A 14,577-nucleotide genomic window follows, 5' to 3' on the forward strand; every position below is an offset into this window, starting at 1 on the left:
GCAACGGTCGCGATTCACCACAATTCCGCAGCGGCCATGTTTATCGAACAACAGGTCGAAGCTGACAATCCGACAGTGCCTCGTGGCATCTCTGCCCGAAGCGCCCGGCGGTGCCGGGCGCAGCTTGCCAGTCCCAAGCGGTCAATCCAACATTGCGTCCCTCCGGCTCCTATCATTGTCGCCTATATGAACATTTCGCTGATCTGCACATTGATGTGCTGAACGCCGAGCAGATCCAGATCGGCGTCCGCTATGTTGAAGGCGAAGTCCAGATTGGCGTCGATTGTCCCGCTCGTCTGCTGCACGAAACCGATGTCCACGATCTTCAGAACATCGTTGTCGGTCGGATCCCATGCCGTCAGGCTGCCCGTGGCGTTGCTGCCGCCATTGGTGCCGACAGCGCCGTTCAGGTTGATGGCGTTGCCCGTCAACCCATTGGCGCTTTGCATGATCTGGATGCCCTGTATCTGGTACGTCTCGCCAGCGGCCGTGTAGTCATTCTGCTCGATGATGAGCAAGGCATCATTGTTGTCGAGCGTGAACTCGCTATTGTACGGCAAGGGAATGTTCGCATTGCCCTTGATCAGGTCCGCGTTCTGGACGTTGACGGCCCTGGTAATTTCATTGCCGTTCGCATCTTTCAGGTCGAGGATCACGATGAGGTCTTCGGAGTTACCGATGCCGTCGAACTTGACGACAACGCCGCTGGCCTTTGCGGTCGGGTCAAGCCTTTCATTGCCGCCCCCGGGCGCACCTGGATTGACATCGGTAAGGATGTTCTCCTGGAAGAACCGCAGAGTCAGCAGTTCACCTTTCTGGATCGTATCCCCGGCGACGCCATTGGTCGATTGCGTGGCGCTGACCCAGTCCTCGTTGACGTTGGTGACCAGGTCATGGGCTCCCTGCGTGAACGCGGTATCGGTGGGCGGCCCATTGGGCGCGCCATCCCCGGTCGAGTTGAATCCGAACCCGATCTGTTGGGTGGTCGAGTTCGCGGTGAACTGAACAAAGAAGGGATTCGGATCGGCATTCGGCGTCAGTTGCTCTGCGACGATCAACGGATGTCCCGTATTGCCGGTGGGCTGCTTGGCGACCAGTTCGCTGGTGTGCAGCACGTTGAAGCTGAACCCGTCAATCACGTCGTTCAGGGTGATCGTGTAGGTGTCGGCTGCCTTGTCAAAGACAAGAGTGCCGCCCGCCGTGGCATCCTGCACGCCGGATGTGATCGGATCCTTGTCGTAATGGAACGAGAAGTCGAACGACGCAGAGGTGGTGGTCTCAGCCGTGAGGGTTGCGACCGCATTGGTGATGCCGGGATTCTGCGCGTTATCGACCGTGCCGGTCAGATCGATCTGCACTCCATTGAGAGAAGCGTTGGTATCGACAAAGTCGCTACCTCCCGCCGCATATTCGGCGGCCGTGCGCTTGTCCGTCATGTCGTAGCCAAAGGCGCCGCTGGCCGTCGCTCCCACCGCGTTACCCAGTTCTTCGGGCGTTTGATTACCCGGAGCAACGGGATCAGCGTCGAACGGAACCGTAAGCGTCGGATCGGTGTCGCTGAAGGTCAGCGACAGCCCACCCGTGGTCACGCTTTGCGATGACACGACGTCATTGTCGCCGTCCGTCACCGTCACCGTGGCCACCACGTTGATCAGACCGCTAAGGTCGAGCGTGTTATCCTCGCCCACGCCTTGCGGCGCGTTCGAATGCTCCAGCGCAACCAGCGCCGTCAACGTCACCGTCGTGCCGGACAGCGTTACGGTGAATGCCGTCGCATCGAGCACGGTGTCGCCATCGCTGTCATATTGACCCGAAATCTGATTGGCCGAGTCTACCACCAGCGTGATCGAATGGTTGCCGGCCGTCGTCAGCAGCCCGGTCGCGGCCGCCCCGGCCAGCGCCAGCGCGTAGGTCACATTGGACGTCTGGCCGTCGACCGCGCCCGCCGTGTAGGTGGGCGGCGTGATCGTCACCTGGCTCTGTCCGCCAGCCCCGCTTGCCTCGACCACCTCGGCGGCGCCGACGATCGGCGGTGCCGTGATCGAGAGCGTTGGATCGGTATCGTCAAAGGTCAGCGACAGCCCCGCACTCGTGCTTTGCGATGACACGACGTCATTGTCCCCGTCCGTCACCGTCACCGTCGCCACAACGTTGATCAGGCCGTTGAGGTCGAGCGTATTGTCCTCGCCCACGCCTTGCGGCGCGTTCGAATGCTCCAGCGCGACCAGCGACCTCAGCGTCACCGTCGTGCCGGACAGCGTTACGGTGAACGCCGTCGCATCGAGCGTGGTGTTGCCGTCGCTGTCATATTTGCCCGAAATCTGGTTGGCCGAATCCACCACCAACGTGATCGGATGGTTGCCGGCCGTCGTCAGCAGCCCGGTCGCGGACGCCCCGGCCAGCGCCAGCGCATAGGTGACATTCGTCGTCTGGCCGTCGACCGCGCCCGCCGTGTAGGAGGGCGGCGTGATCGTCGCCTGGCTCTGACCGCCAGCCCCGCTCGCCTCGACCACCTCGGCGGCGCCGACAACCGGCGCTGCCGTGATCGAGAGCGTCGGATCGGTGTCGTCGAAAGTCAGCGACAGACCCGCACTCGTGCTTTGCGACGAGACGACGTCATTGTCCCCGTCCGTCACCGTCACCGTCGCCACCACATTGATCAGGCCGTTGAGATCGAGCGTGTTATCCTCGCCCACGCCTTGCGGCGCGTTCGAATGCTCCAGCGCGACCAACGACCTCAGCGTCACCGTCGTGCCGGACAGTGTCACCGTGAACGCCGTCGCATCGAGCGTGGTGTTGCCGTCGCTGTCATATTTGCCCGAAATCTGATTGGCCGAATCCACCACCAGCGTGATCGGATGGTTGCCGGCCGTCGTCAGCAGCCCGGTCGCGGACGCCCCGGCCAGCGCCAGCGCGTAGGTCACATTCGTCGTGAAGCCGTCGGCCGCGCCCGCGGTGAAGGTGGGCGGCGTGATCGTCGCCTGGCTCTGACCGCCAGCCCCGCTCGCCTCGACCACCTCGGCGGCGCCGACGACCGGCGCTGCCGTGATCGAGAGCGTCGGCCCGTCATCGTCAAAATTGATGAAAGAGCCGACCTGTTCGACATAGGCGTTGGGAGTTTGCGACGAGAAATGGAATTCGGTGACGTCGAGCCCTTCGTTGGAATCGACCCCTGTAATCGTCAGTCGATCCATTGGGCTGCTCGTGGTGATATCCACGGTCGTGATGTTATCGAGTCCCCTGATGGTGACGGCATTGGTTCCCAGACCGCTGACGACGATGTCCACACTCCCCGCGACATCATAAGTGCCATCTGCGGTGATGGGGCTCGCGAGCCCCGATTGGCCTGTCAACTTGATGCTGGTAATGGGCGCGGCGGTGGTCGGGCTGCCGTCCCAGAAGTTCAGGCCTTGCTCGTTGCCCTGGACGTTGAAGGCGCTGATCGTGATGTCCACCCGCAAATTCGGATTGGAAGGCGTGATCTGATTGACGGTGAATCCGGCCTTCGTGATGGTTTCGATATGACTGCCATACTGGATCTGGGAAGCGCTCCCCGCAGCCAAGGTGCCGCCGGTCACGAAATCGACCTGGAGCTTTTCGGTCGGATTGATGCTCTGGTTATTGACGCCGAATCCCTGCGTGCTCACATTGGCCTGGGCATTGGCCGCCCCCAGGAAGCCCGTCACCAATATCTGCTTGGCAGCATCGCTGGGCGAATTGATGACGTAGAATTCGTGATTGCCGGGCGCGGCATTCTGGCCCGAGAAGCTGACCGTGGTGGTTCCCGACACCGCGGCGAACACATGATCGGCCAAATCGATGCGGTCGTCCGGATCGGTCGCGACCGGATGGAGCAACGGCACATATTGCACCGTATACAGGTCCGCCGTGGTGGCGCTGGTGCTCATCAGCGCGAATGAATAGGCGAGCGGTCCGGTTGCTGCGGGCATGGCGGCCGCGTCGGACGTGCCGATCACGCCGATGACGACATTTGCATGGGTTGCGTCCTGGAACAGCCAGACATAATTGCCGTCGACCGTTCGAATGCCGCTGTTCACGCCCACGGTAGTGGAAAACGGAGTTCCAGAGATACTCTGGGCGAGAACGACTGAGGTGATGGTTTCTCCCGCGCTCGCCGTAGCCTGCACGAAATCGGCCTGGAAGGCGACCTGCGGCGAACTCAGCCCGCCTGCACTGTCAAGCGACAGGAGATATTGCACCGTGGCGTTGTTGTGCGGCGAAAGGGACGAGTTGACGTCATCATCCTGAAGGCCGGTGGTCTCGTCGACGATGAGGTCTTGGGCCAGGATATCGAGCGCCATGATCATTCTCCTTGGATATCGGCCAACTCATTGGTTATTGGGTGATCAACTCATGTGCTGACCGCGCCGTGCCGAATGTGCGGCGTCGCCAAAAAACGCCATTGGGGTCTTTCAGGAATAAATCCCTACCTTGTCAGCCTGCGCATCAAGCGAGCCATATTGGTCCGTCACGATGGGGGGCTGGAGCAAAGCCCGAATGACGCGTTGCCATGGCCGGTCCAGCGATCAGAATCGCCGGGCGGCCACCGCCATCGAAATGACTATGCTTGAAGAATAGGGTTTTTCATCGCCATTCTCCTGTTCACCGGAGGAAATGCAGCGATCCGTTATCGTTATTCCCAATCCATTTCAGACAGATGTCACTTGCATTTTCAAGTGCAGCAACTACGACGCCCCGTTCCAAGATCTTGGAACGCGGAGTTGATTCGGATAGGATTGACCGGCCAAGATAATGCTGCCGATCGGGGACGGAGTCTATTGCGCGGATGGATTATGACGTCCGCTGTACAATACAGAACCGTCTGGCATATTTCACTTGATGGATATGCGACTCACTTACGCAGGCGCATAGTGCCTGTTCCTCCTCTTGGAGGAACCCGACAGCCCCGCCTCGGCCCCCTTCCGAGGCGGGGCTAATCGAATGCCGGAACCATCCAAGTTGAGGCGCCCATGCGCCCTGCGGACATGTGCGCCCAGAAAAGCTGCCACCGCACCCGATGCAACGCCGAAAGCCAATCCATATGGCAGGTATCATCGCTTTTAAGCGCACCTTCAGGCACCGAACGTCCACGCGCAAGCCGGCAAGCAACAGCGCGTGATTGGTGATGGATTTCGAACCCGGCAATGCGATGCGCGCCCTGCAGGGTGCCGCCGGCGGCATGATGGAAAGTCCCCGTTGGTGAAGCGGGCTCTAGTCAAGGGCCATGGATCAAATTCTTTTTTGACTGTTGCTATTCGACGTCAGCCCCCAGCAGGGGGAAGGCGGGGCGTTCGCCATATCAGGCTTGCAACGCTCGATCGTCTCGAGACATGATCGCAGGGACTGTTTGCGGATTGAGTTTGGCTACGGCTACAAACTGCTTCACGAAGTGATTGGGATGGAGCGAAGGCCAGCCTTGTCGACGGCGGTCCGCATATTGTCATAGACCTGCCCTAGCGTGGCACGCCACCCAGCACGCGGAAAAGCATCATTATCGAGCAGCGAGCAAGTGGACTTTATCCGGCTCTCCGGGAAGATTGCGAAGCGACCCGGCCGGAAGGCGTCGAGCTTATCCCCTCTTTGGCTCAGGAGATCATTCTCCTGGTAAGCGCTGTTCTCAGCCCACGTTGATCCAGGGCATGAGCTCATGAACGCGATTGGCGGGATGGCCGTTGGCGAGCGCGCTGAGGGTCTGGGTCAGCCAGTCATGAGGATTGATGCCGCCCAGCTTGCAGTTTTCGATGAGCGTGGCGATGACCGCCCAGTTGTCGCCGCCTTCGTCGGAGCCGGCGAAGAGCGCGTTCTTTCGGTTCAAAGCCAAGGGGCGGATTGATCTCTCGACGGTGTTGGTGTCGAGTTCGATGCGGCCGTCGTCGATGAAGCGGACGAGGCCAGCCCAGCGGGTGGTCGCATAGCGAATGGCTTCAGCCAGCTTGCTCTTGGCGCTGATCTGCCGGAGCCGGCCATCGAGATAGAGCTTGAGATCCTCGATGATGATGCGGCTGCGTTCGGAGCGCTGAAGGCGGCGGTGTTCAGCGGTCGAGCCGCGCACCTCGTCTTCGATGGCATAGAGCATGGCGATCCGACGCAATATCTCGGCCGCGACCGGCGAACTGGCGGCTAGATCATAGAATTTGCGCCGAACATGCGCCTTATGTCGAGATCGACATAAGGCGCATTATCCAGAGCATGGTTTTATCTGGGGCGACGCGATTCTGACGTCCGGGATCGGCGGGAAAGGTCAGTGTGGATCTCGTGATAAAATCATAGGGACCGCAGGTACGAAAGCAGATCCGGCTTTGGCTTCCAAGGCGTGGCCTTTGCGGGTTCGATACCGGCGTGCTTCCAAAAGTTCTGTAGCGCATCGCGCTTCATCTTCAGGTTCGTCGAGATATACCGGTTCGTGGTCGCGATGCTGGAATGACCGAGATAATCGCGGATCACGGTCACGTCGGTGCCCGACTGCAGGAGCGCGACGGCGCAGCTGTGGCGGAAAACGTGAGGAGTGATGCGGTCACGCGCCAGCCTGGGTCGATCCTGGACGACTGGCGAGGCATGCTTGGTAAGGATGTACGCGACTCCATCGCGGGTCAGCGGTTGGCCGTGGCGGTTCATGAAAACATGCTGCTGGCCCGCAGCGCCCGACAGGTTTTGCAGGCGCCGCAACGCGTCGGCCGTCTCGCGCCATAACGGAACGAGCCGCTCCTTGCGGCCCTTCCCACGCAATCGGGCCTGGTGCGGTGGCGTCAGTTGAAGGTCCTGCCACAGCAGGCCGGTTGCTTCGCTCACTCTGGCGCCGCAATTATAGAGGAAAAGCAGCAGCGTGTAATCGCGCCAGCCACTGCGGGTCCGCCGATCGGGATGGGCGATGATGGCCCGCACGTCGGTTGCTTCGAGGTAGGTTGCGGGCTTCTGCCTCGCCCGCTTCGACGGCAGCGCCAACACCTGCGTGTAACGGAGCGCATTGTCGAGATCGTTGCGCAAGAGGTGCTTGAAGAAGCTGCGAAGCGCGGCACGGCGGCAGTTGCGCGTCGCGGTGGAGTTGGATCTTCCGCCCTCGAGATGATCGAGGAACCCAGCGACGGTGTCGGCGTCGAGATCCTCCAGCACAAGCGCGGCGACCTCGCGGCCGCGCCGCTGGGCAACGAACTGAAACAGCAGCTTGAGCGTGTCGCGATAGGCGCGCGTCGTATGTGGGCTCGCGCCGCGCTGACGCGGCAGATAGTTGGAGAAGAACGACTCCACCAAAGCGAACAGCATCTGAGGTCCTGCCTTACTCATCGTGGCTGCCTGGCGTGTCGCATATGTTGTTCGAAGCGCGTGCTCGCGAGTTCCAGGAGTTGCGGCGTCGCCTTCAGATAGACCTCGGTGCCAATGACGTTCTGGTGCCCGAGATAGGCCGAAAGCCAGGGGAGCTTGGCGTGAATGTCAGCACCTTCCTCCGCCCATGCTGTCAGGCGGTGAACCGCGAACGCATGCCGAAACTCATATGGGCGCGCTCCGACGCGCCCCTGCGCAGGCTTAATATCGAGGCGGCGCAGGAGCTTGCGAATAGCGTCGGACGCCGCGTGGGTATGGAGTGGCGCGCCGTTGAGGCGAACGAACAGAGCTTCGCAATCCCCTTGACCACGATCGTGAAGCACCCGGCATCGATCATCGACATAGAGGCCAAGCTCTGCGACAAGATCGTCGCGCATGGGGACGATACGCGTACGCCGCTTGCTGTTGCGTATGAGCAAGGTCCCACGGTCGAGATCGACATCATCCATGGTCAGACGCACCGCCTCGCCGAGCCTGAGGCCGGTGCAGTAAAGCACGAGAATCAGCCTTCGCAGCATAGATGCCCATATGAAGCGGCCTTGGTGCGCTGACGCGGCGGCGAGAATGCAGCGGATCTCGTCGCGGCTGAAAATGTAAGGAAAGAACGTCGACTCCTTCACCGGCGCAAAGGCGTGCTCGGGCACATAGCTGGTGGGATCGCGACGACGGCGATGCAGGCAAAGTTGACGAATGACCCCGAACTCGTTGCCGAGCGTGACGGCCTTGCGGTCGGGCAAACGCCCACACCAGCGGCTAATCGCTTCGGCCAGCGAAATATCGACATCGTCGCCCCACTGGTCTTCGACGAAGCGAAGGAAGCGTTCGATCTCAAACTCGCCGCGTCGATAGGGATGGCCCATGGCGCGCTTGAACGCCAGGAAGCTCGCGGCGTCGTTCCTTAACTCTTCCAGGACGATGACGGTGGTCATGTCGGCACCGGCAATGCGATCTCGCGCAGGGACGCGGTGGCGATCCGCACATAGGCCGAGACCGACTCTGGATCCCGGTGACCAAGGAGATCCGATATCACTTGGGGCCGCGCACCCAGGTCTATCTGGCGCGCCGCGTGAGAATGTCGCAATACATGGCTGCCCAGAAATGGTGCATCGATCCCCGCGATCTTCGCATGCTTCATCACGATGTGGCGTATCGCGCTCGAAGCCGCGAATGGCTCCAGCGGCATCTTCATCTGCACGAAAAGATGGCGGGTGGGTGTATCAGCGGGCCGGCCGTGGCGTAGATACTCTGCCAGCGCCTTGGCGACGGGTGGCAACAGCGGCAGCGTGAATGCAACGCCCGTCTTTGGGCGAAGGACTGACAGTGTGCTATTATCCCAGTCGATATCCCGAAACTGCAAGCGGATGATCTCGCCGGCGCCAAAGCCATAGGTGCTCATCATCAGCAGGATCGCGTAGTCGCGAAGGCCCTGCGGACTTGATCTGTCCACGGCCATCAGGAGCCGCTTCACATTGTCCCAGGAAAGGGCGCGTCTCGGTCGCTCGTGCCGTCGTTGCACGGGCGCGATCACGGCCTCGCTGATATCGACCGGACTCTGTCCACTCCAGTGCAGGAAACGGGAAAAGCAGCGTACCGTGCAAGCAAGATCGCTCACATGCGATCGGGAATATCGCGCGGCGCGGCCAACCAGAAATGCATCGACATCGGTTATCTGCATCGAGTGCCAGTCCTTGCCGGCCTGAATCAAGTAATCCTGAAGCTTACCGATGTGGCCCAGCTTTTTGTGAACCGTCACCTCTGGATTACCGCGATGCTGGGTCAGATAGGCGGCATACTGCGCGAGCAACGGCGGCAGCAAAGCCTTCCCTGGACGAGGCGGTCGCCAGTCAGGTGGGGCAAGCCCCAAGCAATGATAGACACGGCTGAGCGACAGCAGGGCGCTGCTGGAAAGTCTGAGAGAAAGCGGGTCTAGCCCCCGTCGCTCCGCATACCAGTCTTTGAAGCGGCCAACGCGTTCAAGGGTCAACTCTTCTCGCTCGACCAGGCCGTGCAAGGCGCAATAGGTACGAAACTGCTGGATGCGGATCAGATAAACAATCGTTGTTCCTGCCCCAAGGCGCCGCTCGGCGCTCCAGATGCGGCGGATATCGTCGGGGGTGGGCGCGGCAGGGTCGGCTGCGGCGATATGATCGACATGTACGGGCATGGCTTTACCTCGATCGGCAAAGCGTAGCTGACGCTGAAAACGTGATCACGCCCCGCATCGTGTTGGCAAGAGCCATCGGCATCGCCGACACTGCCTATCCTCTGGATGGGTCGGAGTCCCAAGGGGGCCGGAATACAGTGCAACAGCTCCGGGGAAAGGGCTAGGCGGAGCGTCGCAAGGGCCGGAACGTCGCTCACCGGCAAGCCCGGCCTCGCCAGCCGGGGCGCCATCAATTTGACGGCGGCAACGGATCTGCGCACCGCGACAACGCGGCGGCGAAGCCAGCGCACCGCGCCTGGAAGGGAAATATCCGGGCCGCGCGCTGCGTCTGCGGCGGCTTCCATGCTTCGTTCCGACGCGGCTATCCCAACGATGCGATCGATCGCGGCAAGCGAACCGGGCAGGCGAGCGGCGAGAAAATCCGGGAGCAGGCTGAATGTTATGTGCCCCTGTGGGCAGTAGCAGCGAGCGATCCGTACACCCGGACTGGTCAGGCGCGCATAGCTACCGTGCCGCCGAAATGCACAGCCGCCGCTCGGATGGAGCGGGCAGCGCAACAGTCGCGCGCGCCGCCACTCCTGCGTGGCGACATAGTCCTCGATCGTCGACCTGGTACGCAATGGTATCTGCAACGTCGCCCCCCGCGCGGCGGCCCCCGACTGCGAGGTCGCTGCTTTTATCTGGAGCCCAGTGCGCCGAAATCTCCGGCAAGCCCGGATTATATCCCAAAACGCCCCAGATAAAACCATGCTCTGGATAATGGGACCAGCAGAATGCGAGGCTGAGTCGCTGTCCGCGGCGTTTGGCGAGAGCTATATAGCCGCCATAGCCATCGACCTGCAGGATGCCTGCAAAGTCTCCAAGGTGGATGTCGGGCCGCTCGGCCTTGCGGTCTGCCGCATAGACATAGGCGACCATCGGCGGACCTGCGCCACCCCATGGTCGATCATCGCGGGCATAGACCCATAGCTGGCCGGTCTTCGTTCTGCCGCGTCCTGGGTCAAGCACCGGCGCGGTAGTCTCGTCTGCGAACAGGCGCTCGGATCGCCGCAACTCCTCAAGGGTCCGGTCGCGCAGCGGCCGCAGATACCATGCTGCCCGGCCCACCCAGTCCGCCAGGGTGGAGCGATCGAGCCTGATATCCTGCCGGGCATAGATCTGAGCCTGCCGGTATAGCGGAACATGATCGGCATACTTCGACACCAGCACCTGGGCGATCAACGCTTCGGTCGGGATCCCGCCTTCGACTATCCGCGCCGGAGCAGGCGTCTGGACGATCGCGCCTTCGCACGAGCGACAGCCATAGCGCGGGCGGCGTGTCGCCAGCACGCGGAAGGTGGTGGGCACGACGTCCAGGCGCTCAGCGACGTCTTCGCCGATCTGGTGGAGCGGTCCCCTGCAGCAAGGGCAGGCCTTGTCGTCGATATCGACAATCTGTTCGATCCGCTCGAGGTGCGCGGGCAATGAGCCGCGGTTGGTTTTGCGGGGCTGATCGCTGCGGGAACGCGGCGCAATAGCTTCTCTGGCCGCGCGGGCATGCCCAAGCGCCGTCTCGACATCTTCCAGTCCCAACTGGAGCTGATCGGCATCGAGCTGTTCGGACCGGCTGCCGAAACGATGCCGCATGAAGGCCTTGATGATCGACTGAAGGCGCTCGATCTCGGCGTCCGCTTCGCCCTTGGCGACGTTCAGCTCCGCCAGTCGGACCTCAGATGCGGCCCGCTCGTCCGCCAGCATCCGGGACTGCTCCAGGACGAGCGCACGAAGCGCGTCAATGTCGTCGGGGAGGTCCGCTTGCGTGAGCATGGCGACAGTGAATCAGGAGCGAAAAGCCCCGTCAACCGGCAATCTGCGGAGCCTGCGGTCGACGGCCGCCATGGACTCGGCGCCAGTCCAATCCCTCCAGAAGCGCACCAAGTTGAGCGGCGGAAAGGCGCATCACGCCGTCCTGGATACCGGGCCACTTGAAGCCGCCTTGCTCCAGACGCTTCGCCATCAGGCACAGGCCGGTTCCGTCCCACCAGATCAGCTTGATCCGGTCGGCACGCTTGGCCCGGAAGACGTAGATCACGCCGGAAAATGCATCACCGCCATATTGCGCGCTCACCAACGCAGCCAAGGCATCCGGCCCTTTGCGAAAGTCCACAGGGCGGGTCGCCACCATCACGCGGGCACCAACTCCTGGTCCGATCATCGCGTCGCCCTGAGCGCTTCGATGACCGCCGCGATAATGCCAGCATCCGCGCCGCGACCGATCTTCACCGCTACGCCGTCAATCTCCAGCTCGACCGCGCTGTCCCTGCCAGGCCGGTGCTTGCACGGACGCTTTGCCGGAACTGGCTCGATCGACGGTGGCTCTTCAATGATCGCCGGAACAAACGCAGGCGCCATCGTGGGGGACACTGGCAGCGTCACGCCGCGAGCCTCCATCTGCTTGCGCAGTTGCCGCCGCCAGGTGAACAACTGCGATGGGCTAAGGCCGTGCCGACGAGCAACGGCGCAGACCGTCTCCTGCTTGGAATAACTCTCCGCGATGATCGCAGCCTTCACTTCGGGCGGCCAGTCCCGCCGCTGTCCTGCGCCGGTGAAAACCTCGAACCGCTGAACCTTGCTGGTGCCAGCTTCGTCACATGGCATCGTCATAGCACCAGCATCCTCCATCCTGATCAGGAGGCGCAGACTCGGGACTACCCTTTACGGCCGCAAGGTGGGGCCGCGGCACCGCTTACTTCTCCTGTCCAAAATGATGAACTGAAGATCGACGTTCGCGGTGATCTGGCGTGTATCCTGTCGATTACGGGAGAACGCAAGAAGCCCGCCTGGGAGGCGGGCATGAGGTGTGCGGAGGCCGCATATTGTATGTGAATGGGTTGTGTATGTTTTCAAAGCGCGAGCTGCAATGCCTGGCGACGCCCTACTCTTCCGGGGCTTGAGCCACAGTACCATCGGCGCAGACTGGTTTCACGGCCGAGTTCGGGATGGGATCGGGTGGGTCACAGACGCTATGGTCACCAAGCAATGAAGCTTGCGCTTTGGGTTTCAATCGATGCCGTGCACTTAAGGTAATGATGTCTGGCATGAGGGTTGATCACCACATGTCGCTGACGCTGGTTTTATCCAGTGTTGTCATTGATGGTGGGACTCTCAGGCGCGATCAGAGCAATTAGGACCGGTTAGCTCCATATGTTACCACACTTCTACATCCGGCCTATCAAGGTCGTGGTCTACGACCGCTCGAAGAAATCTTATCTTGAGGGAGGCTTCCCGCTTAGATGCTTTCAGCGGTTATCCCGTCCATACATAGCTACCCTGCTGCGCCCTTGGCAGGACGACAGGTACACCAGAGGTATGTTCAACCCGGTCCTCTCGTACTAGGGTCAACTCCTCTCAAATTTCGACGCCCACGGCAGATAGGGACCAAACTGTCTCGCGACGTTCTGAACCCAGCTCACGTACCACTTTAATTGGCGAACAGCCAAACCCTTGGGACCTGCTCCAGCCCCAGGATGTGATGAGCCGACATCGAGGTGCCAAACGATTCCGTCGATATGAGCTCTTGGGAATCATCAGCCTGTTATCCCCGGCGTACCTTTTATCCGTTGAGCGATGGCCCTTCCACGAGGGACCACCGGATCACTATGACCGACTTTCGTCTCTGCTCGACTTGTCAGTCTCGCAGTCAGGCGGGCTTATGCCATTGCACTCTAACAGACGGTTTCCAACCGTCCTGAGCCCACCATCGCGCGCCTCCGTTACTCTTTAGGAGGCGACCGCCCCAGTCAAACTACCCGCCACAGAGGGTCCCTGCACCGGATAACGGTGCGAGGTTAGACATCAGAAAACAACAGGGTGGTATTTCACCTATGGCTCCACCAGATCTGGCGACCTGGCTTCAAAGCCTCCCACCTATGCTACACAGTTCTTTCCTAATGCCACTCTGAAGCTGCAGTAAAGGTGCACGGGGTCTTTCCGTCTAACCGCGGGTACTCCGCATCTTCACGGAGAATTCAATTTCGCTGAGCATATCCTGGAGACAGTGGGGAAGTCGTTACGCCATTCGTGCAGGTCGGAACTTACCCGACAAGGAATTTCGCTACCTTAGGACCGTTATAGTTACGGCCGCCGTTTACCTGGGCTTCAATTCAGTGCTTGCACACCTCCTCTTAACCTTCAGGCACCGGGCAGGCGTCAGGCCCTATACGTCGTCTTGAAGCCGACTTAGCAGAGCCCTGTGTTTTTGCTAAACAGTCGCTACCCCCTGGCCTGTGCCCCCCACAAGTGCTTGCGCATATGTGGGGCCTCCTTCTTCCGAAGGTACGGAGGCAATTTGCCGAGTTCCTTCAGGATACTTCTCTCAAACGCCTTGGTATACTCTACCATTCCACCTGTGTCGGTTTAGGGTACGGTCTATACGGTGGGGCTATTTCCTGGGACAACTTCCCTGCCCGGACCAATCCAATAAGGCCGAACAAGTTACGCCATCCGTCACACACCACCAGGCCCACGAATATTAACGTGGTTCCCATCGACTACCCCCTTCGGGCTCGTCTTAGGGGCCGGCTTACCCTGCTCAGATTAGCTTTAAGCAGGAACCCTTGGAATTTCGGCGACAGTGCATCTCACACTGTTAATCGCTACTCATGTCTGCATTCGCACTTCCGATACCTCCACCACCCATTACCAGATGGCTTCAACGGCCTACGGAACGCTCCGCTACCGCGTGATCGTAAACGATCACACCCTAAGCTTCGGTGCACGTCTTGAGCCCCGTTACATCTTCGCCGCAGAACCTCTTATTTAGACCAGTGAGCTGTTACGCTTTCTTTAAAGGATGGCTGCTTCTAAGCCAACCTCCTGGTTGTTTTGGAAGTTCCACATGCTTTCCCACTTAGACGTGACTTGGGGACCTTAGCTGTAGGTTAGGGCTGTTTCCCTTTTGACGACGGACCTTAGCACCCGCCGTCTGTCTGCCGGACTAGACTCGTTGGTATTCGGAGTTTGGTTAGAGTTGGTAGATCTCGCGACCCCCGCATCCATCCAGTGCTCTACCCCCAACGGCAATCATCCGACGC

Annotated in this window: 6 protein-coding genes, 2 rRNA genes and 2 pseudogenes (1 of these 10 cut by a window edge); all 10 read right to left on the bottom strand. The window is 60.6% G+C overall.

Annotated features, from left to right (window positions below; all coding sequences use genetic code 11):
- Window positions 1-182: 182 nt before the first annotated feature.
- Window positions 183-4,322 (bottom strand): DUF5801 repeats-in-toxin domain-containing protein, encoded by a 4,140-nt coding sequence (locus VVT58_RS16930; protein WP_327754600.1) that lies wholly within the window; start codon window positions 4,320-4,322, stop codon window positions 183-185.
- Window positions 4,323-5,638: 1,316 nt separating this feature from the next.
- Window positions 5,639-6,172: pseudogene (locus VVT58_RS16935) on the bottom strand (transposase); the annotation flags it as partial.
- A gap of 113 nt (window positions 6,173-6,285) precedes the next feature.
- Window positions 6,286-7,302 carry a site-specific integrase gene (locus tag VVT58_RS16940; protein WP_066563385.1) on the bottom strand — a complete coding sequence of 339 codons (1,017 nt, stop codon included), beginning with the start codon at window positions 7,300-7,302 and terminating at the stop codon, window positions 6,286-6,288.
- Window positions 7,299-8,270 carry a tyrosine-type recombinase/integrase gene (locus VVT58_RS16945; RefSeq protein WP_066563387.1) on the bottom strand — a complete coding sequence of 324 codons (972 nt, stop codon included), beginning with the start codon at window positions 8,268-8,270 and terminating at the stop codon, window positions 7,299-7,301. The genes VVT58_RS16940 and VVT58_RS16945 overlap by 4 nt, the downstream gene beginning before the upstream one ends.
- The gene (locus tag VVT58_RS16950; protein ID WP_327754311.1) at window positions 8,267-9,505 is read right to left on the bottom strand and encodes a site-specific integrase; all 1,239 of its coding nucleotides are present in this window, start codon (window positions 9,503-9,505) and stop codon (window positions 8,267-8,269) included. Before VVT58_RS16950 ends, VVT58_RS16945 begins: the two co-directional genes overlap by 4 nt.
- A 759-nt stretch (window positions 9,506-10,264) precedes the next feature.
- Window positions 10,265-11,242 (bottom strand): annotated as a pseudogene (gene tnpC, locus VVT58_RS16955) (IS66 family transposase); the annotation flags it as partial.
- A 100-nt stretch (window positions 11,243-11,342) separates the two neighbouring features.
- A complete protein-coding gene (gene tnpB / locus VVT58_RS16960) occupies window positions 11,343-11,699 on the bottom strand; it encodes an IS66 family insertion sequence element accessory protein TnpB (RefSeq protein WP_037462191.1) in 357 nt (118 codons plus the stop codon).
- Entirely contained in the window at window positions 11,696-12,148 is a 453-nt protein-coding gene (gene tnpA / locus VVT58_RS16965) for an IS66-like element accessory protein TnpA (protein WP_352000123.1), read from the bottom strand. Before tnpA ends, tnpB begins: the two co-directional genes overlap by 4 nt.
- Window positions 12,149-12,406: 258 nt before the next feature.
- A 5S ribosomal RNA gene (gene rrf / locus VVT58_RS16970) occupies window positions 12,407-12,521 on the bottom strand.
- Window positions 12,522-12,648: 127 nt separating this feature from the next.
- Window positions 12,649-14,577: ribosomal RNA gene (locus VVT58_RS16975) — 23S ribosomal RNA — on the bottom strand (it continues 869 nt past the right edge of the window).

The sequence above is a fragment of the Sphingobium sp. SJ10-10 genome (genome assembly GCF_036038995.2).
Classification (GTDB): Bacteria; Pseudomonadota; Alphaproteobacteria; order Sphingomonadales; family Sphingomonadaceae; genus Sphingobium.